The organism is Rufibacter hautae, assembly GCF_008271695.1.
Taxonomy (GTDB): domain Bacteria; phylum Bacteroidota; class Bacteroidia; order Cytophagales; family Hymenobacteraceae; genus Nibribacter; species Nibribacter hautae.
In genome coordinates this window covers 734,798-753,427 of the sequence record NZ_VKKY01000002.1, presented here as the reverse complement: position 1 = coordinate 753,427, position 18,630 = coordinate 734,798, and the positions used below count along the sequence as shown (strand labels likewise).

Here is an 18,630-nt window from a genome sequence, read left to right as displayed (position 1 = left end):
GAAACTCCTTTTGGTTGGGAGTGTGTTACCGCAGCAGCTATGTCATTTTACTTTCTACCGCTCTGGATCAGCACGCTGTTTTTGGCCGCTTTTCCTGATACTAACCCTGAACCGATTGCCCCAACCGCAGACATCCCCTGGACGGTGCAGAAGCGCCTCACCTGGGATGATTTCGCCGGCAGTCCCGCGCCTACAAACCAACACCACGCCCTCACCTCCACCAACATGGAGATGAAGGTGAAATGCGAAAACAACCAGCTTAAATTCAAAGTGGACGCTGTTTTCAACCCCAAAGAATCCTGGACCCGCAACAAAAACTCGGCGATGCTGCTGGCCCATGAGCAACTGCACTTTGATTTAACCGAGCTCCACGCCCGCCAACTGCGCAAGCGACTTAAAGAACTGCCCAACGCCTGCAACCGCGGCGCCGCAGACTTGAACAGATACGCCAGCGAGGCCTTTGAAAAATGGCACCAAGAGCAAGATTTATATGACCGGGAAAGCCGACACGGCCTGGACAAAAACCAACAACTGGAATGGATTGCCTCTGTGGAATTAAGACTGAAGCAACTGGAGGCTTACAAGTAGTTGTCAACTATCGGTTTGTAGTGCATTTTCTGAGAATAAGCGTAAAACCGTTACCGATAAAAGAAGAGGAGCTTGGCAATGAAACTGCCAAGCTCCTCTTCTTTTATCGGTTATCAGGAAGTAAGTCTACCGAATTTTCAAAACCGGCAACTAACCTCTGACAACAAACAACTATAATTTCTCCAGATCTCTTGGTGCCGGGCCAGCCACTACTTTTCCGTAGGGGTCAAAGCGAGAGCCGTGGCAAGGGCAATCCCAGGAGTTCTCCAGGTTGTTCCAGTGCACGATACAGCCCAGGTGGGTGCATACCGCTGAACATTCGTGGCGGTTTCCTTGGGCATCTGCGTAGACGGCTACTTTACCTACTCCTTTCTGTACCACAACCCCGGTGCCTGGCGCAATGGTTTCCTCCTCCTTATTGCCGGGTTTCACCCAATCCAGGTACTGACTGGCCACGTTGAGGTTTTCCTTTAGGAACTCCTTCGCAGAATCGGTGGAGAAAGTGACGCGGCTTGGGTCGTAGAGTTTCTCCCAAGGATTCACGCGATCTAAAATCAAATCAGTAATCAGGATGCCGGCAATTGTGCCGTGGGTCATGCCGTGCCCAGAGTCGCCGGTGGCGATGTAAACCTGCTTGCTGTCACCGGGGTTGCGCCCGATGAAGCCCATGAAATCCACGGGTTCCATCACCTGACCTGACCAGCGGAACACCACATCCTGCACCATGGGGTACTTTTTGTGGGTCCACTCCTCCAGGCAGTCGAAGCGTTCGGCTTCGTCACCGTTGCTTTGCCCGGTTTTGTGGTCCTCGCCCCCTACAATCAAGATTTCAGAATCTAGGTTCTCCTCGCCGGCCACAGAGCCTAACCGCACATAATGGTAAGGATCAGAGTCGTCCCAATAAAGCGCTTTGGGTACGCTGCCGGTAGGCACCCGTACCCCGATCACATAGGTCCGGTAAGGTGCCTGCTTGGTGTGCATGGTCACTTGGTCGTTCACCGGCGTGTTAGTACAAACCACCAGGTGGTTGGCGGTGACAGAGAACCCGGCATCGGTGATGGCGCGGTGCACCCGACCCGTATCAAATTCCTTTACGTGGCTGTTGGTGTAGATCTCCCCGCCGTGGTCCAGAATGTAGCGGGCCAAGACCGACAGGTATTTCACCGGGTGGAACTGCGCCTGCCGCGGGAACATGAGGCAAGGACCTTCGCTCACGCTGGGCAGGGGGCACTGTTTCAGCTTCACCACATCCATGATGCCCAGTTCATGGCAGGCCGCCAGTTCATGGTCCAGTTGGTCTTCAGTATCGGTGGCGCCCAAGAAAAGGTAGCCCGGCAGGTACTCAAAATCGCACTGGATCTTTTCGTCTTTGATGATTTCTTCGATCTTATGGATAGCATCGCGGTGGCTTTCGTAGGCGAGCAGGGCCTGCGCCTTGCCAAAAACCTTGATGAGGGTACAATATCGGTCATCCAGCGCCCATGAAAGGTGGGCAGTAGTACGGCTGGTTTCGCCCCCGCAGATTTCTCCGGCGTCAATCACCACTACTTTCTTGCCTTCTTTGGCGAGCAAATATGCCGTGGTCAGCCCAGAGATACCCGCGCCTACCACACAGACATCGGTGGTGACGTTGGTGGTCAGGGATTGGGTAACCGGCATCTCCACGCCGGGCTGCCAAACCGATAAAGTTGTACCTGTGTTGTTTTTCATAGTTTGGTGAGGTCTAGATAGAAGCAGCCGCCACAGAGGCACCGCCTCTTTGGATACGAGGCCCTGCCGGAGAGGTTTCTACGGAGCAGATCCCGTATTTGTCCATGACTGACCCAGCCCGTAACTTAGCCGCCAAAAAATCATGGAAAACCACATCACTTGGGAGCAATTCATGGCGGTAGACCTGCGGGTGGGCACCATTGTACAAGCCGAGGCTTTCCCCCAGGCCCGTAAACCGGCCTACAAACTTTGGGTGGACCTGGGCGAGTTGGGAATAAAGAAATCCAGCGCACAAATTACCACACGCTATACGTTAGAAGAGGTAGTGGGGAAACAGGTGATCTGCGTCACCAACTTCCCAACCAAACAGATTGGTCCCTGGCTTTCTGAGGTGCTGGTCACCGGTTTTGAGGATGAGGAAGGAAATATAGTTCTGGCCCAGCCACAGACCCAGGTGCCTAACGGCAAAAGGCTTATTTGATCATATTTTTGGTTCGCTGCTGGCGCGCTTTCAAAGAGTCTGCCAGGGGTATTCGCTTGAACTTACGCAGGGTATTGACCTTTGAGGTATCTGGTGCCGGCGCCGGAGGGGTGGCTGGTTGTGGCGGCTCGGTTACCGCCGCTCTGGTTAGTTTGGCCTCTCTCAGGCTAAGGCTGTCCAAGACCACCTCGTAGATCTTGTCCATCTGCGCCGGGTTGGAAAGATAGAAGTCATAGCTGTGCTTGAAGGCGCTGTCTGAAACGGCATGGCGCTTTAAGATAAGCTTGTGGGCCTCACGGTATGCTACCCTTGAAGAGTCATAGTGCGTGATGGTGCGGCCAATAGCTGCCTCGGTGAGGTGAACGTCAATCATGATGCGGGTCATCTTCTGCTCAGAAATCAAATCGGCTGGTTTTTCTGGCTCTGGGGTACAGGACAGTAGCGCAAGCGGAAGCAAAAGGAGACACAAACGTTTTTTCACGCGGTTGTTCGTAAGTTTGGGTAATTTTAAGGCGGCACAAATCTTCAGAGGCTATGAGAGACTTGGTCAGGAAGCTACGAAAGTACGAGATACAGATCAGAAAGGCAATTGACGCCCAGATGCAGGGCGATTTCAAATCGGTCTTCAAGAGTTCCGGCCTTGAGTTTGATGATGTGCGCGCCTACCAGTACGGCGATGACGTGCGCTCCATTGACTGGAACGTATCGGCCAAAGGCCACGGCACCTTCGTGAAGACCTACCGCGAGGAGAAAGAGCAGAACGTGTTCCTGCTGCTGGACGTGAGCGGCTCCCACGCGTTGGGCGCACCTGGGCTGCAGAAAATGGACATAGGGAAGGAAATCAGCGGTATTCTGGCTTTGTCAGCGCTGAAACAAGGCAGCCAATTGGGCATGATCTGCTTCAGCGATGGCAAAGAGCGCTACCTGAAACCGGGCAAAGGCAATGAACACGCCTACAGCCTCATAAAAACCCTGGCCCTGCTGCAGCCACAATCGCTCAAAACCAACATTGGGGCGGGAATCAAACTTTGCCTGAATGTGGTGAAGCGCAAGAGCATCATCATCCTGATCTCAGATTTCATTGACCTGAACTACGAGCGTGAGCTCATCATGCTGGCCAAGAAACACGATCTCATTGTGCTGCAGCTCATGGACAAGCGCGAGATTGATTTCCCGAAACTGGGCATTATTCCGCTGCAGGACAAAGAAACGGGCAAAACCATCTGGGTGAATACCTCTTCCAAGGATTTCAGGGAACGGTATCTGCTCCCCTACGCCCAAAACCAGGAACGACTTAGTAAACTATGCCGCCAGTACCAGGCAGATTTCCTGCCCATTTTTGTGGACCAGGACTACGTGCCCCAATTGCTGCACCTGTTTAGGGCCCGAAACAAAACCATGAAGCGGAGTGCCTAAAAGATATTGGGCCTTTGTTTAGGGGCAGTTTTCAGAAAAATAGCCTTCAAACAGGCACGCTTTATAGGCCGATGATCAACATTCAACATTGCCAACGGGCGAAAAGCTGAATATCTAGCTAAAAACCCATAAATACAGACATTGTCTCCAATACTTAAAAAGACGGGCTGGCTTCTGCTCTGCCTGTTTCCATTCTTCTCCTGGGCCCAGCTACCAACCATAAAGGTAGAAGGCTTTTTCCTGCGCGACACTGTGGAGATAGGCCAATCGGTGAAGTATGTGCTGCGCTCGCGGCACGCGCCTCAGGCCGAGGTCGTTTTCCCGGATACTTCCTTTTCCTTTGCGCCTTTTGAGTTGGTCCGGAAGGAATTCTACCCTACCTATACCGTCAAGGGCACCAGCACAGACAGCACTATCTACGTTCTGCGCACCTTTAGCTTGAAACCAGTGCAGACGCTGCAGGTCACCGCCCAGTTGTTCCACAGCGGAGACACCCTGCAGATTGTCACGGCGGCAGACTCGGTTTTCCTCAAGCAGCACGTCACCACCGTTTCTGACCCTTTGCCCCTGAAATCTGCCACGGAATTACAACCTGTGCCCGAGCAGTTCAACTATGTGTACTGGATCATGGGCTCGGTAGCGGGCGCTATTCTCATTGGCGGCGTATGGGTTTTGTTTGGCAAAAGCATCAACAACCGCTACAAACTGTACGTGCTTCAGAAAGACCAGCACCAGTTTCTTTCCCGGTTCCAGACTTCCCGGGAGCGGTTCCAGCGAGGTAAAACCCTGGATCAACTGGAAAGAGCTATCACTTTGTGGAAGAATTATTTAACCAAGCTGGAAGACACTGAGATCAACTCCTTTACCACCAAAGAAATCGCGTCTTACTATGAAGAAGACGAACGCGTGAGCAACGCGCTCAAGGTCTGCGACCGGGCCATCTACGGAAACATCATCTCCGATGATGAAACCGAGGTAGCCGATTCTTTGAGTCAGCTCGCCGAGTTTGCCGCTTACCGATATGTTTTAATCAGAGACTCCCTGCGCAATGTGGCAAGCTCCCGCTGATTTCTCCTGGCTGAACCTGAACTGGTTCTCTTGGCGCACCTGGCAATCCTTTGACTGGGCCAATCAGGGGTACCTGTATGCGCTTCTGTTGGTGCCACTGTTGTTCCTGCTTCGGTGGCTTTTCACCGTGCGGTTCCGCCGCAAAATGGACGTGGCCCTTTTTGAGGGTAACGTTACCTGGCACTGGACCAGCCTCCTGCGCTACCTCCCCGATGTGGTGTTCGGCTTGTTCCTGATGCTGGTATTGGTGGCGCTGGCCCGCCCCCAGAAAACCGATGAAACCGTGGAGCTCTCCTCTGAGGGCATTGATATTGTGCTGGTCATGGACGTTTCCGGCTCTATGGAACTAACCGATTTTCTTCCCAACCGGCTGGAAGCAGCCAAAGAAGTGGCGCTGCAGTTTGTGAACGGCCGGGTGCAGGACAGAATCGGGCTAGTGGTGTTTGCGGGCCGCGCTTTTTCCCTCGCCCCGCTCACCACCGACTATGAATTGGTGCGGGAAAGCATCCGAAGCATCAAACTGGGCATGGTCTCAGAGGACGGCACCGCCATCGGGAGTGCCTTGGCCGTAGCCATTAACCGTCTGCGGGAATCAAAAGCCAAATCTAAGGTCTGCATTCTGATCAGTGACGGGGAGAACACCGCGGGCAGCTTGGATCCCGAACTGGCCGCCCAATTGGCACATGCTTTCCAGTTGAAACTTTATACGGTGGGCATAGGCAAAGAAGGCACCGTGCAAATGGAGGCCGATTCCACCGGCAAGATGGTGACCATCCAAACCGGTCTGGAGGAGAAAACGCTTCGGCAGTTGGCTTCTTTGGCCGAGGGGCAGTTCTTCCGGGCGCAGGATGCGGGCGCCCTCACCGAGATATTCCAGCGGATCAACCGGCTGGAGAAAACAGAGATCAAAGAAACCCGCTACCGCGACACCCGCGACTATTACCAGATTTACCTGCGCTGGGCCATTGTGCTGCTGTTGCTGTGGCTCCTGCTCAAGAACACCTTTTTCACCAATGCGTTAGAAGATTGATGAGGACAATTGAAGAAAACATCCATGATTTCCAGAGTAGGTTAAGCGGGACCAACTGCCGCCTGATTGCCGTTTCTAAAACCCACCCGGTGGAGTTGATCAGGGAGGCCTACGATGGCGGGCAGCGGGCCTTCGGGGAAAATAAAGCCCAGGAAATGATGCAGAAACAACCGCAGCTCCCGGCGGATGTGGAGTGGCACATGATTGGGCACTTGCAAACAAATAAGGTAAAGTACATCGCGCCGTTTGTGTCCCTCATCCAGTCGGTAGACAGCTTGCGTTTACTGCAGGAAATTGACAAACAAGGCCAAAAACACAGCCGCGTCATTGACTGCCTTTTGCAGTTCTACATTGCTGAGGAAGAAACCAAATTCGGGTTGGATCTGGAGGAAGCCAGGAAGATGCTAAGGTCCCCAGAGTACAGCCAGCTTAAAAACGTGCGCATTTGCGGCGTCATGGGCGTGGCCACCAACACCAACGATGAGCAGCATTTGCAAAGGGAGTTTTACCGCCTCCGCACCTACTTTGAGGCGTTAAGAGAGGAGTTCTTCCCTGGCGCGCCGCATTTCAAAGAGATTTCCATGGGCATGAGCTCAGATTACCAACTGGCCATTGCCGAAGGCAGTACCATGATCAGAGTAGGCAGCGCCATCTTCGGGAACCGCGACTATTCTCTTGCCAAGTAATTTTTAACCTGATTTCTGAAAATGACCATTAAAACGATATTAATCCTGGGTGCCCTCCTGAGCGGACTGGGCGTGATGATTGGGGCCTTCGGGGCGCACGGACTGGCCAAGTTGCTTACCGAGACAGGCCGCACCGAAACCTTTGAAACAGCTGTGAAGTACCAGATGTACCATGCCTTAGGCCTTTTATTGGTGGGCGTGCTCATGACGCAGTTCCCGGCGGCTACCGGCATGCGCGTCTCGGGTATTTGCTTCCTCATCGGTATACTAATTTTCTCTGGATCTCTGTACATCCTGTGCCTGACCGGTATCAGGTGGATGGGTGCCATCACTCCTATTGGGGGATTATTTCTTATCGCCGGTTGGCTGAACCTGGTTTGGGCGTTGGTAAAGAACGTGTAAGAACTTGTCTCTTCTATATAAAAAACGCCTCTCCTGCATGGCAAGAGAGGCGTTTTTTGTGCCTTTTTATAAAATCAGCTAAAAAACCTAGTTGGCAGTAGCCGCAGCGATGGTGGTCACAATCATGACTTGGGCATTGCCCTGTATGGCGTTTGATTCCACTGTGATGACTTTGTTCTGCTGACCGCGTTTGCCGGCGCTGTTGAACTTAGCGGTGATGGAAGCAGTCTCGCCGGGCATTACCGGGGCTTTGGGGTAATCAGTGGCGGTGCAGCCGCAAGTGGTGCGCACATTGGAAATGACCAGAGGCAAGGTGCCGTTGTTCGTGAACTTAAAGGTGTGCTCTACCACGTCGCCGGCTTTAATCTCCCCGAAGTCAAACTTCTGCTCCTCAAAAAGGATGGACGGGCCTACCGGAGTTGGGGCTGGCGCAGCGATGGGGGTAACGGGAACAACCTGGGTTTGGGTGGCCTGGGTAGCCTGTGCCATAGCGGCACCGCTTCCAAAAAGCAGGAACAAAGCGCCAATCACTAGTTTTTTCATATCGGGTGCTGTTAGGTAAAAGCAGGTTTATAGGGCTAAAGTAATCAATCTTCCACTCGTTCGGGTGCATTCTCCAGCAGTTTCTCGTTGAAGTTCACCAGAAACAACTGCTCCGAGGCCCGGGTAGCGGCCGTGTACAGCCAGCGCGCGAACTCCTGTGTCACCAGATCCTCCTTCAGGAAACCATGGTCCACAAACACCGCCTGCCACTGTCCGCCCTGCGCTTTGTGGCAGGTAAGCGCGTAGGCAAACTTCACCTGCAGGGCGTTCAGGTACTTGTCCTGACGCATTTCCTGGGCGCGGGCACGTTTGCTGGCGATGTGCTGGTAATCTTCCAACACTTGCTGGTAGAGCTCCTTGTTCTTGTCGGCGGGCAGTGCCGGGGCCTCTGAGTAGAGCGTGTCCAGCATAATCTTGGTGTCCAGTTCCTCTTCGTTGGGGTAATCCACAAACCGGATGCGGACATCGGCGAAGCGCATGCCGTACATTTCCTCGTAGCGGATGATCTTGGTGATCTCCACGAAGTCACCGTTGGCCATAAACCCGATGCTGGAGTCTTTGGGCAGCCACGTGTAGTTGTTGCGCACGATCATGAGGTAATCGCCCACGCCAATCTCGTCCTCGGCAAAGAAGATCTGCCGCCGGATGTGCTGGTTGTACAGGTTGGCGGTTTTGTTTGAGCGGCAAATGACCGTGGTGTTGTCAATCCCGAACTTGTCGTAAGCGTACCGCAGGCCGTCTTCCAGCTTGTCTCCGCGCATAGAGAAGATATCCCGGAAACCTTTCGTTCTGAAGGCCAGTTCGGGTTGCTCCTTAATCAATTCATTTCGTAGACGCGTGGCGTTCATCAGAATCCCGGATTCCTCGGCCTGTCGCATGACTTGGCGCATTTCCATCTCGTGTACGTGGCATTTGAAATTGCTCTGCAGGTACGCCGCATCCAGCGATGGACTTAAGCTTTGGTTTACGGGTGGCAACTGGGCCGTGTCGCCGATGAGCAGCAGCTTGTTGCTGGGTTTCTCAAACACGTAGCCCATCAGGTCCTGCAACAGCCCATTGTCCCCGAAGGCTTTGTCGTCAGAGATCATAGAGGCCTCATCCACGATGTAGAGGACCTGCTCGCTCTTGTTGGGCTGCCGCGAAAAAGACATGCCTTCTGAGTACGGGTTGGCTGTCTGGCGGTAGATTTTCTTGTGGATGGTAGAAGCCGGCTTGGCGGAGTACGTGGACATCACCTTCGCCGCCCGGCCCGTAGGCGCCAGCAAGACATACTTGTACCCAAAACTGTTGAGGATTTTCACCAACGCGCTCACCACCGTGGTTTTACCCGTACCCGCGAAACCTTTGAGCAGGAACACTTCTTTGAGCCCGGTGCGGCGCATGATGAAATTGTCTAGCTTCTGGAACAGGTGTGCCTGGTCCTGGGTGGGTTCAAACGGAAAGTTCTTGCGGAGCGCTTCTGCAGGGGTCATGTTTAGTTCTGGGATGTAGCGGCTGGAGGCGCTAAGATAGCCATTGTAGCCGAGGCTTTCGCGACCAGGTTTTTCTGGCCGCTGCCATCTATACTAAAGATTTCTGCCTCACAAAAGTTCAACCTTCTCCCCTGTTTTAAGACCCATCCCCGGGCAAAAAGCGCGGTTCCCACGCCAGGGTTCAGATAAGAAATATTCAAGTTAGAAGTGACCACGTGCTGCTGCGCCGGCACCAACGTTACGGCGGCAAAACCCATCACCACATCTGCTATGGTGGCGATGACGCCCCCGTGAGCGAACCCTTTGTGCTGTTTGTGCTTTTCTTCCAAGGGCAAAGTGCCTTCAATTAGGCCTATTTCTATGGTTTTAATTTCAAAACCCAGCAAATGCATGTAAAATTGCCGCTGAAGTTTTTCTTTTACCGTATTTGTGAAATCAGGATTGAACGTCTTTAACATCTGGCAAAAGTACTGCCTGCTGCCCTGCCCTACAACCTATGGAGAACATTCATCCGCTTGCGGAAACCTACTCGTCTAAAGCCAGAATCAGAGTTTGCGGCCTTTTGGTCCAGGATAATAGATTGTTGCTTGCCCGGCACAAGGCCGTCTTTGGCGTGGGAGACTACTGGATGCCCCCCGGCGGCGGACTTGACTTCGGGGAAAAAGTGAAAGACTGCCTCCGGCGGGAGTTCCTGGAAGAGACTGGTTTGGAAGTAGAGGTTGGCCGGTTCCTTTATTTGAATGAGTTTCTTCGTCCGCCGCTGCATGCCATTGAGCTCTTCTTTGAGGTAAAATTGGTAAGTGGCACCTTGGCTTTGGGTTTTGATCCGGAGCATGAGCCGCATGCCCAATTACTGGAGGAGGTGAAATTTCTGACCATCCGGGAGATGTTCCAACTTCAGCGGGAGGAACTGCATCCTATTTTGCATGCGTTGGTGAATTTGGATGATTTGTTTATTCCGAGGCAGATTTTTCTGGATTAAGTAAAGGGTTGTTTTAGGGCTGTTATTAAAAATTCATCTCTCTTCCTCTGGTTCAAGTCTGTGACTTGGACCTACCATGGGCTGCAGTTTGCAACTGCAGTGAGGCGTTAGCCTCAAATGCACTTTATAGGTTATTACTTTCTATATCTGTTCTTACAACCTTTTAGTTGCAGCCGGGGTCTGCCCTCGTTTGTCACTTTTCTCCTTGATGAGAAAAGTAACCAAAAGAATCAAGAAGCCTCAAACTCGCTGACGCTCGGACAGTGAGGCTTCAGTTAAGGTACCACCCCGCTGCCGTCCTCTGTTTCATAGCACACGCAGGCCACTGCCACCTGAATAGTTCTTCCGTGCGGCAGGCCGTGTCTCGGCCTCACTGTAGGCCTTCGCCCCGGCCTGCCGCAGGTGCCTTTTCCCGTGTCAATCAGCTCCTTTCCTAATAATATGGTTCAAGTCTGTGACTTGGACCCAAAATGATCGGCAGTTTGCAACTGCCGTGAGGCAATAGCCTCATAAAACTGATCATCTTGCTACCCCGAGGCCATCACCATCAATGACTAGGGCCACAAGGCTACTACTTTCCGAATCATTAAAGAAATCCCCTCTTTTTAGGTATTTTCAGGTAGTTAAAATCCATTTCTCTATTCACAGAAATCAAGGACTTTCACAAAAAAGCACCACCTGCTTTAAGGCTATTTTTATTGAAACAGCCTTAAAGCAGGTGGTGCTTTTAAGAACGCTGGACTTGTATCTGGCCTATGGTTAATAGGCGCTCGCCTTATCTAGCAAACTGATATCTTCTTGGCTTAAAGTAATTTGAGCCGCTTTGGTTAAATCATGCAATTGCTCCAGGCTGGTGGCGCTGGCGATGGGTGCGGTGATGCTGGGGCGGGCCATGAGCCAAGCCAATGAAACCTGCGCTGGGTTGGCATTGTGCCGGGCAGCTATCTCATCCAAAGCGGAAAGGATACTGAAGCCGCGTTCGTTGAGGAAGCGTTTCACGCCGCCGCCGCGGGGGCTTTTGTTCAGGTCGTCCTCTGAGCGGTATTTGCCGGTGAGGAAACCGCTGGCCAGGGCATAATAACTGATCACGCCAATACCTTCTTGCAGGCACAACGGCTCCAGGTCGGCTTCAAACTCCTGGCGGCTGTAGAGGTTGTACTCTGGTTGCAGGCTTTGGTAGATAGGCAGGTTGTGCTGCTTGCTAGTTTCCAGGGCGGCTTTCAGGCGATCGGCTTTGATGTTGGAGGCTCCTATGGCCCGCACTTTCCCGGCTTTAATGAGCCGGTCATAGGCTTCCAGCGTTTCCTCGAACGGGGTGCTGGCATCATCCACGTGCGATTGGTACAGGTCAATGTAATCGGTTTGGAGGCGCCGCAGGGACTCCTCTACCCTTTCAAAAATGTAGTCTCTTGTCAGGCCTTTTTTGTCAGGGGCAATTTCCCAGCCTACTTTGGTGGCGATGACCACTTTGTCGCGGTTGCCGCGGGACTTGAGCCAGTTGCCGATGATGGTCTCTGACTCGCCACCGGTGTTGCCGGGCACCCAAACCGAGTAGCCATCGGCGGTGTCAATGAGGTTGAAGCCAGCATCGGTGAAGGCATCCAGCAGTTGAAAAGAGGTTTTCTCGTCAATGGTCCAGCCGAAGACGTTTCCGCCGAAGGCCAGCGGGGCCACTTCCAGCCCAGATTTTCCTAAGGTGCGTTTTTCCATGGTTTTGGTAAAAGAAAGCTAAAAACGGATGAAGTTGAAAACCCGCTGAGACCAAAAAATTGGCAACTCAGCGGGTTCTATAGGGCTATTCTCTTTTAAAGGAGTTTGGTTACGCTACTTTCACGAAAAACTCCTTTGCGGGACGGCGCACTTTTTTGGCCGAGGCCAGAAAGTCTTTCTCGGCATCGCGGTAGCCTAACGCAAGAAGGGCTACACTACGCAGGCCTTTCTCGCGCAAGCCCAGCAATTCGTCCAAGGCAGCGGGGTTGAATCCTTCCATCGGGGTGGAATCTACTTTCTCATGGGAGGCGGCGACCAGGCCAGTTCCCAAGGCGATGTACGCTTGTCTGGCGGCCCACTGGAAGTTCTCCTCCGCGGTTCTGCTGTTGATCACTCCGGTAAGGCTTTGGGCGAAACCGGCCAACGACTCCACGCTTACCCCTCTTTCGGCAGCGATTCTTTCCATGTATTCGGTCACCTGCTCCTCCGTGAGGTTATCCCAGACGGCAAACACCAGTAAGTGCGAGCCTTCAATCACCTGCGGCTGTTTGGCGGCCTCGGCGTGGATCTTCTTCAATACCTCGGGGTCTTCAATCACCACCACGTTGTAGGGCTGAAAGCCCATGGAAGAAGCAGAAAGCCTGATGGCCTCTAAAATGTTGTCCAGTTTTTCCTGCGGGATTTTCTCACCCGTCATGCGTTTGGTGGCGTAGCGCCAGTTGAGGTCCTGAAGTAAGTTCATCTTTTATGTAGTAAGGTAAAATAATTGTCTCTACTATAGTTGTATAAACAAATTTACGTACATTTGGTTTCAAATAGATACTGGTTTACGTTTGTATACTAGTATCCCCCGTTAAATCATACTCATATGGAAGCACTTATCAAAGAACCCGTTCTTAAACAAGATCGCAATCTGTGCATCACCCACATCCTGCCCATTCGGGATGCCTTGGATATCCTCAGCGGAAAATGGAAGATTCCGATCATTGTGGCCCTTTGCGTCCATAAGAGACGCTTCAAAGAACTGCACCGCGATGTGCAGGGCATAACCGCCAAGATGCTCTCCAAAGAACTAAAAGAGCTGGAAATGAATAAATTGGTGAAACGCACCGTGCATGACACCTCGCCAGTTACTGTGGAATACTCTATCACCGAATACGGACACAGCCTTACCCCGGTCATCAACGAGCTCCGCGACTGGGGCATGAAGCACCGCGACAAGATCATCTACCACCCAGAGGAGGTATAGTATTTCGGGGCTGTTTTCCCTAAAACAGCCCCGAAACCCAATTACCCGATCAGCTTTTTGGCCTGCTCCAGGTCCATCTCTTTCTCCCACTTCGCCACGAAGATGGTAGCCACGGCATTGCCGATGAGGTTGGTGAGCGCCCGCGCCTCACTCATGAACCGGTCTATGCCTAAGATGAGCGCCAAACCGGCCACCGGCACGTGCCCTACCGCCGGCAGCGTGGCCGCCAGCGTAATGAACCCACTCCCCGTTACCCCGGCCGCACCTTTGGAAGTAAGCAACAGCACCAGCAGCAAAGTCAACTGCTCACTGAACCCCATGGGCGTATCGGTGGCCTGCGCCACAAAAACGGCGGCCATGGTGAGGTAAATGGAAGTCCCGTCCAGGTTAAAGGAGTAGCCGGTAGGCACCACCAGCCCAACCACCGGTTTGGCGCAGCCCAAGCGCTCCAGTTTCTCAATGAGGCTGGGCAGCGCTGCCTCTGAGGAGGACGTTCCCAATACAATCAGCAATTCTTCTCTTATAAAACGGAGCAGCCTGAAAATACTGAACCCAATCAGTTTCAAAACGAGGCCCAGCACCACCACCACAAACAGCACGCAGGTGAGGTAAAAAGAGCCCATCAACTGCCCCAAAGCGTCCAGAGAAGCCAAACCGTATTTGCCGATGGTATACGCCATAGCCCCCAAGGCGCCCAGCGGTGCCACTTTCATGATCATGTGGATGACGGCGAACAGCGCGTTGGACAGCGACTGAATGCCGTTGTACACCGGTCGTCCGCGCTCCCCCACCTTAGACAAGCCAAACCCGAACAGCACCGAGAAAAACAATATTTGCAACAGATCGCCTTTGGCCAACGCATCAATGATGTTGTTGGGGATGAGGTGCAGCAAGAAGCCCACGGCTCCGGTGTTCTCCGCCTTCTCTCCGGCACTTGTCATCGCCGACAGCGCTTCGGTGTCCAAAGTAGCGGCGTCTACGTGCATTCCGGTGCCCGGCTGCAGCAGGTTTACCACCAACAAACCCAGGAGCAGCGCCACCGTGGTGAGCACCTCAAAGTACAGCAGCGCCTTCACGCCTACCCGGCCTACCTGCTTCATGTCCTGCATGCCGGCAATCCCCGTAACGATGGTACAGAACACCACCGGCCCAATCATCATCTTCACCAGTTTGATAAAGGCATCGCCCAGCGGCTTCAACTGCACGGCCAAGTCCGGCATGAAATGACCTAAGGCAATGCCGATGGCAATAGCGGTGATAACCTGAAAATAGAGGCTTTTGTAGAGCGGTTTCTTGCGGATCATGGAAGCGCGGCTAAAAGGAAGGGATAAGAATAGGCACTTTAAACGGAAGCTGCAACTAAAGGAATGCGCCTAAGCGGGGAATCTCAAAAGAAAGTCGCACTGATTCTGTTTCTTCGGCCTTTTTTGCAAAACCAGTTCAAAACGCTTTGGTTTATTCCACCATGTAGTCATCATCAAACTAGGCTGGCTTCCGTCCCCCGCTCTTATTGCTCCTCATATTGAATGTGCTTCAAACTATTTCCCGACACATGTCGTTAATTAAATGACAATTGTTACCTTTACTTTAAATGAGCATGACTATGGCAGCTGCACTGAACCTGGAAACGAACCTAAGCAACACCCTGGTAGATGACCGCGACATCCTGCTATTGGTGCAGGCGGTGCGCCAGGGCATCAAGTACCCGCTGTTTGTGAAAATCGCGAGCCAGAGTCCGTTCAACCTGAGTGAGTGGTCGGTGTTTCTGCATTTGTCTGAGCGCACCATCCAGCGGTACAAAAAAGAGAAGAAAACCTTCGATCCAATTCACTCAGAGAAAATCCTAGAGGTGACCTTACTGTACAAACGCGGCATTGAGGTATTTGGCAACAGTGACAGTTTCAATGCCTGGTTAGAGGCCAAGAACGTGGCCCTGGGCGGCATTACGCCCAAAAGCCTGCTGGATACCACCTTCGGGATTAGTTTGCTCAAAGACGAGCTCACGCGCATTGAACACGGCGTGCTGGCATGATTGTCTTTCGGCTTAGCAAAGGTCTTTACAAAAACGATCTCTCGGGCCGCGGAGCCGAGTTGGCCGGCGGGCGCTGGAACAGCAAAGGTACTGCCCTGCTCTATACCTGCGAGTCACGCGCCCTCTGCACCACCGAGATCGCCGTCCATACGCCTCTGGGCATTGTTCCCGCAGATTACTGGCTTATCACTTTGGAAGTGCCGGATGACCTACCTCTCAGCGAGGTACCTGCCCAAGAGCTTCCCCCCGATTGGAAATCCTTTCCCCACCCTAATGCGACCCAGCTCATCGGGGATGCTTTTGTGCGGGAATCCCGTTACGTGGGCCTCAAAGTTCCTTCGGCGGTAGTCCACGGCGACCACAATTACCTGTTCAACCCGGGCCACCCAGCGTTCTCCCAGGTGAAGCTGCTCAATTCTGAGCCTTTCCCCTTTGACGAGAGATTGTTTGTGAAGTAAGGCAAGGCTGAAGGGGTAAGGTTTTGGGCACGTTTTTGCTAAAATGACTTAGAATCAGGCTTGACATACACCGGGTTAAAACCATGGACAACTATCAGCTCAACTTTGCCACCTGGAACAAACTGGCCGCGGCTTACCAGGACAAATTCATGGACCTGGACCTGTACAATGACACCTATGACCTTTTCTGCGGATTGGTAGAAAGCCCGAAGGCCCGGATTCTGGAAATTGGGTGCGGCCCGGGAAACATCACCAGGTACATTCTATCCCAACGGCCAGATTTTCAGGTGGAAGGCACAGACATAGCGCCCAACATGGTTCAACTGGCCAGAAAGAACAATCCTTCGGCTACTTTCAGCGTCCTGGATGCCCGGGAAATCTCCGCCCTGACCCAGACTTACCAAGGCATCATCTGTGGCTTTTGCCTGCCCTATTTGTCAAGGGAAGACGTGGCTAAACTGATCAGCGACTGTGCCCTTCGCTTGGAAACCGAGGGCATTTTTTACCTCAGTGCCATTGAAGGCAGCTATGACCAATCTGGCTTTGAAACCTCTTCCAGCGGGCAGGGCCGGATGTTTGTCTATTACCACCCAGCGGATTTCCTCACAGCGGTCCTGCAAGCGAACGGGTTTGAACTGGTGCATCTAATCCGGAAAAACTATCCTAAACCCGATAGCACCGCCTCTACGCACATGATTCTCATCACTCGTAAAAAATAAAAGAGCTAGTTGTCTTTACCTGGTTGGACTGTTCAATCCTGATGATGACGATGAGAGCGCACCTTATTTCAACTTTTCTCCAAGGTTTTTTCTTATACCTGTAAGTCTTTATTAGATTCAAACCCAAGAAGAAGGACCATGAAAATAAAGACCTACATCATAGACGCTTTCACAGACCAGGCGTTTAAAGGAAATCCGGCCGCGGTTTGCCTTTTAACCGAGCCGTTGAAGGAAAAGAGCATGCAAGCCATTGCGGCGGAGATGAACCTTTCAGAGACGGCTTTCCTGGTGCAGCGTTCCGGTGAGCCCTCTTTTTTTGACATCCGGTACTTCACGCCTACGGTGGAAATCGCGTTCTGCGGCCATGCCACGCTGGCCTCGGCAAAGCTGGTTTTAGAAAGACTTAGGTTGGATCAGGTGACGTTTACCACCGGGCAGAACTTAGTTTTAGAGGCCCTGAAAGAGCCTGAGGCCATTCTCATGCATTTCCCCTTGTACGGGTATGCGCCACAACCTGGCCTGTTGGGGTTTTATGAAGCCATGAGTTTGCCGTCTTCTTGTCCGCTTTACTTCTCAGAGCCCATCCAGATGCTTATCCTGGAGGTACCCGATAAGGAAACCCTCCTCCAACTTCGGCCTGATTTCGGGCAACTGCTGCGGGTGGTGGACATCGCCAATGGATTAGCGGTAACGACCAAATCAACCGACCCGGAGTATGATTTCTACTCCCGGTGCTTCTGGCCTTGGGTAGGCATCAACGAAGACCCGGTGACGGGTTCGGCGCACAGTGCATTGGCCAAGTACTGGGCAGACAGGCTGCAAAAAACAGAGCTGCGGGCATTCCAACTTTCGGCCAGAGGCGGCTACCTGCATCTGAACATCAAAGACACCAACACCTTGGAGGTACGCAGCCAAGCCCAAATCATCCTAGAAGGAGAATTGACATTATAAAAATATAAGAGTGCTTCCTTCTTTTTACGCCTCGTAAAGGGCCAAATCCTGTAATGAGACCATTCAGCGGCTCTTTTCAGAAAAACCGCCCGAAACTCCAATTTTGCTTAATTTTGCAATTCTTCATTCCTTGTCCATAAAAACTACTTCATGAGCAGCAGACGTCACTTCTTAAAGCTTTCCGCCATGGGTACCGCCTTGGTAAGCGGATTCTATCCCATTCACAAGGCTTTTTCCGGTTCCATAAAGCAGGGCAAAACAAACAAACCGCTGGTGATCTCCACCTGGGACCACGGGATGCCTGCCAACGAGGCGGCCTGGAAAATCCTTTCCCAGAAAGGAACTGCCTTGGATGCTGTGGAAGCAGGCGTGCGGGTACCCGAAGCTGACCCCAATGTGCGGACGGTGGGCTACGGCGGTTACCCAGACCGGGAAGGAAACGTGACGTTGGACGCCTGCATCATGGACAAAGACAGCAACTGCGGATCGGTGGCTTATTTGCAGCACATCAAGCACCCTATCTCGGTGGCCCGCAAGGTGATGGAAAACACGCCGCACGTGATGTTGGTAGGCGACGGAGCGCTGCAGTTTGCCTTATCCCAGGGTTTCAAGAAAGAGAACCTGCTCACCCCAGAATCTGAGAAAGACTGGAAAAACTGGCTTAAAGAGTCTAAGTACAAACCGGTCATCAACATAGAAAACCATGACACCATCGGGCTACTGGCCCTGGATGCCCATGGAGATTTGGCTGGGGCCTGTACAACCAGCGGTGCTTCTTTCAAAATGAAAGGCCGCGTAGGAGATTCTCCAATCATTGGAGCCGGTTTGTTCGTAGACAACGAGATTGGCGCCGCTACCGCCACGGGTCTTGGCGAAGCCGTGATCAGGATGGTGGGCAGCCATTTGGTAGTGGAACTGATGCGCCAGGGCCACGCGCCGGAGAAAGCCTGCCGTTTGGCGGTTGAACGGATTATACAAAAACAGAAAAATGTAAAAGACCTGCAGGTAGGCTTTATTGCCATCAACAAGCAGGGCGAATACGGCGGCTACTGTATCCAACGCGGGTTCAATTATGCCGTGCGCGACACCACCACAAACAAACTGTTGGATGCTAAATTCAAACTGTAACCTCA

At 52.6% G+C, this 18,630-nt stretch carries 22 protein-coding genes; 14 read left to right on the top strand and 8 right to left on the bottom strand.

Features of this window, described 5'->3' with window-relative positions; translation table 11 throughout:
* Positions 1-39 precede the first annotated feature (39 nt).
* Positions 40-588: a DUF922 domain-containing protein gene (locus tag FOA19_RS12000; RefSeq protein WP_149091059.1), complete on the top strand. Its 549-nt coding sequence runs from the start codon at positions 40-42 to the stop codon at positions 586-588.
* A 171-nt stretch (positions 589-759) separates the two neighbouring features.
* On the opposite strand, the gene FOA19_RS11995 is transcribed toward FOA19_RS12000, so the two are convergent.
* Positions 760-2,298, bottom strand: a complete 1,539-nt coding sequence (locus FOA19_RS11995) for an FAD-dependent oxidoreductase (protein WP_149091058.1) — start codon at positions 2,296-2,298, stop codon at positions 760-762.
* A 142-nt stretch (positions 2,299-2,440) separates the two neighbouring features.
* On the opposite strand from FOA19_RS11995, the gene FOA19_RS11990 reads away from it, so the two are divergent.
* The gene (locus FOA19_RS11990; RefSeq protein WP_149091057.1) at positions 2,441-2,779 is read left to right on the top strand and encodes a tRNA-binding protein; all 339 of its coding nucleotides are present in this window, start codon (positions 2,441-2,443) and stop codon (positions 2,777-2,779) included.
* Here the strand turns inward: FOA19_RS11990 and FOA19_RS11985 are convergent.
* Positions 2,772-3,236: a DUF4296 domain-containing protein gene (locus tag FOA19_RS11985; RefSeq protein WP_190300383.1), complete on the bottom strand. Its 465-nt coding sequence runs from the start codon at positions 3,234-3,236 to the stop codon at positions 2,772-2,774. The genes FOA19_RS11990 and FOA19_RS11985 overlap by 8 nt on opposite strands.
* 77 nt (positions 3,237-3,313) lie before the next feature.
* Here FOA19_RS11985 and FOA19_RS11980 point away from each other — a divergent pair, with 77 nt between their 5' ends.
* From FOA19_RS11980 to FOA19_RS11960, 5 genes are all read left to right on the top strand, one after another.
* Positions 3,314-4,195: a DUF58 domain-containing protein gene (locus FOA19_RS11980; protein ID WP_149091055.1), complete on the top strand. Its 882-nt coding sequence runs from the start codon at positions 3,314-3,316 to the stop codon at positions 4,193-4,195.
* Between the two features lie 141 nt (positions 4,196-4,336).
* Positions 4,337-5,263 carry a hypothetical protein gene (locus FOA19_RS11975; protein WP_149091054.1) on the top strand — a complete coding sequence of 309 codons (927 nt, stop codon included), beginning with the start codon at positions 4,337-4,339 and terminating at the stop codon, positions 5,261-5,263.
* Positions 5,244-6,293 carry a VWA domain-containing protein gene (locus FOA19_RS11970; RefSeq protein ID WP_149091053.1) on the top strand — a complete coding sequence of 350 codons (1,050 nt, stop codon included), beginning with the start codon at positions 5,244-5,246 and terminating at the stop codon, positions 6,291-6,293. The genes FOA19_RS11975 and FOA19_RS11970 overlap by 20 nt, the downstream gene beginning before the upstream one ends.
* Complete coding sequence (locus FOA19_RS11965) at positions 6,293-6,979, top strand: YggS family pyridoxal phosphate-dependent enzyme (protein WP_149091052.1); 687 nt, start codon at positions 6,293-6,295, stop codon at positions 6,977-6,979. Before FOA19_RS11970 ends, FOA19_RS11965 begins: the two co-directional genes overlap by 1 nt.
* A gap of 27 nt (positions 6,980-7,006) precedes the next feature.
* Positions 7,007-7,381: a DUF423 domain-containing protein gene (locus FOA19_RS11960; protein WP_394344100.1), complete on the top strand. Its 375-nt coding sequence runs from the start codon at positions 7,007-7,009 to the stop codon at positions 7,379-7,381.
* 87 nt (positions 7,382-7,468) lie between these two features.
* Here FOA19_RS11960 and FOA19_RS11955 read toward each other — a convergent pair whose 3' ends face one another.
* From FOA19_RS11955 to FOA19_RS11945, 3 genes are read right to left on the bottom strand one after another with little or no spacing between them, the layout of a single operon-like run.
* Positions 7,469-7,924 carry a DUF1573 domain-containing protein gene (locus tag FOA19_RS11955; protein ID WP_149091050.1) on the bottom strand — a complete coding sequence of 152 codons (456 nt, stop codon included), beginning with the start codon at positions 7,922-7,924 and terminating at the stop codon, positions 7,469-7,471.
* Positions 7,925-7,968: 44 nt separating this feature from the next.
* Positions 7,969-9,396, bottom strand: a complete 1,428-nt coding sequence (locus tag FOA19_RS11950) for an ATP-dependent DNA helicase (protein WP_149091049.1) — start codon at positions 9,394-9,396, stop codon at positions 7,969-7,971.
* Between the two features lie 2 nt (positions 9,397-9,398).
* Complete coding sequence (locus FOA19_RS11945) at positions 9,399-9,788, bottom strand: PaaI family thioesterase (RefSeq protein ID WP_317132047.1); 390 nt, start codon at positions 9,786-9,788, stop codon at positions 9,399-9,401.
* A 104-nt stretch (positions 9,789-9,892) separates the two neighbouring features.
* Here FOA19_RS11945 and FOA19_RS11940 point away from each other — a divergent pair, with 104 nt between their 5' ends.
* Positions 9,893-10,378 (top strand): NUDIX domain-containing protein, encoded by a 486-nt coding sequence (locus tag FOA19_RS11940; RefSeq protein ID WP_149091047.1) that lies wholly within the window; start codon positions 9,893-9,895, stop codon positions 10,376-10,378.
* Positions 10,379-11,137: 759 nt separating this feature from the next.
* On the opposite strand, the gene FOA19_RS11935 is transcribed toward FOA19_RS11940, so the two are convergent.
* The gene (locus FOA19_RS11935; protein ID WP_149091046.1) at positions 11,138-12,088 is read right to left on the bottom strand and encodes an aldo/keto reductase; all 951 of its coding nucleotides are present in this window, start codon (positions 12,086-12,088) and stop codon (positions 11,138-11,140) included.
* Between the two features lie 109 nt (positions 12,089-12,197).
* On the bottom strand, positions 12,198-12,830 hold the full coding sequence (locus FOA19_RS11930) for an NAD(P)H-dependent oxidoreductase (protein WP_149091045.1): 633 nt from the start codon (positions 12,828-12,830) through the stop codon (positions 12,198-12,200).
* Between the two features lie 126 nt (positions 12,831-12,956).
* On the opposite strand from FOA19_RS11930, the gene FOA19_RS11925 reads away from it, so the two are divergent.
* Positions 12,957-13,337, top strand: coding sequence for a winged helix-turn-helix transcriptional regulator (locus FOA19_RS11925; protein WP_149091044.1), 381 nt, complete (start codon positions 12,957-12,959; stop codon positions 13,335-13,337).
* A gap of 41 nt (positions 13,338-13,378) precedes the next feature.
* Here the strand turns inward: FOA19_RS11925 and FOA19_RS11920 are convergent, their stop codons facing one another.
* On the bottom strand, positions 13,379-14,641 hold the full coding sequence (locus FOA19_RS11920) for a dicarboxylate/amino acid:cation symporter (RefSeq protein ID WP_149091043.1): 1,263 nt from the start codon (positions 14,639-14,641) through the stop codon (positions 13,379-13,381).
* A 299-nt stretch (positions 14,642-14,940) separates the two neighbouring features.
* On the opposite strand from FOA19_RS11920, the gene parS reads away from it, so the two are divergent.
* The 5 genes from parS to FOA19_RS11895 all read left to right on the top strand — a co-directional run bounded on the left by parS (position 14,941) and on the right by FOA19_RS11895 (position 18,625).
* Positions 14,941-15,369, top strand: coding sequence for a type II RES/Xre toxin-antitoxin system antitoxin (gene parS, locus FOA19_RS11915; protein ID WP_149091042.1), 429 nt, complete (start codon positions 14,941-14,943; stop codon positions 15,367-15,369).
* Positions 15,366-15,827, top strand: coding sequence for an RES family NAD+ phosphorylase (locus FOA19_RS11910; protein ID WP_149091041.1), 462 nt, complete (start codon positions 15,366-15,368; stop codon positions 15,825-15,827). The genes parS and FOA19_RS11910 overlap by 4 nt, the downstream gene beginning before the upstream one ends.
* Before the next feature lie 83 nt (positions 15,828-15,910).
* Complete coding sequence (locus FOA19_RS11905) at positions 15,911-16,546, top strand: class I SAM-dependent methyltransferase (protein ID WP_149091040.1); 636 nt, start codon at positions 15,911-15,913, stop codon at positions 16,544-16,546.
* Between the two features lie 138 nt (positions 16,547-16,684).
* Positions 16,685-17,497 (top strand): PhzF family phenazine biosynthesis protein, encoded by an 813-nt coding sequence (locus tag FOA19_RS11900; protein ID WP_149091039.1) that lies wholly within the window; start codon positions 16,685-16,687, stop codon positions 17,495-17,497.
* A 150-nt stretch (positions 17,498-17,647) separates the two neighbouring features.
* Positions 17,648-18,625, top strand: coding sequence for a N(4)-(beta-N-acetylglucosaminyl)-L-asparaginase (locus FOA19_RS11895; RefSeq protein WP_149091038.1), 978 nt, complete (start codon positions 17,648-17,650; stop codon positions 18,623-18,625).
* The last annotated feature ends 5 nt before the right edge of the window (positions 18,626-18,630 follow it).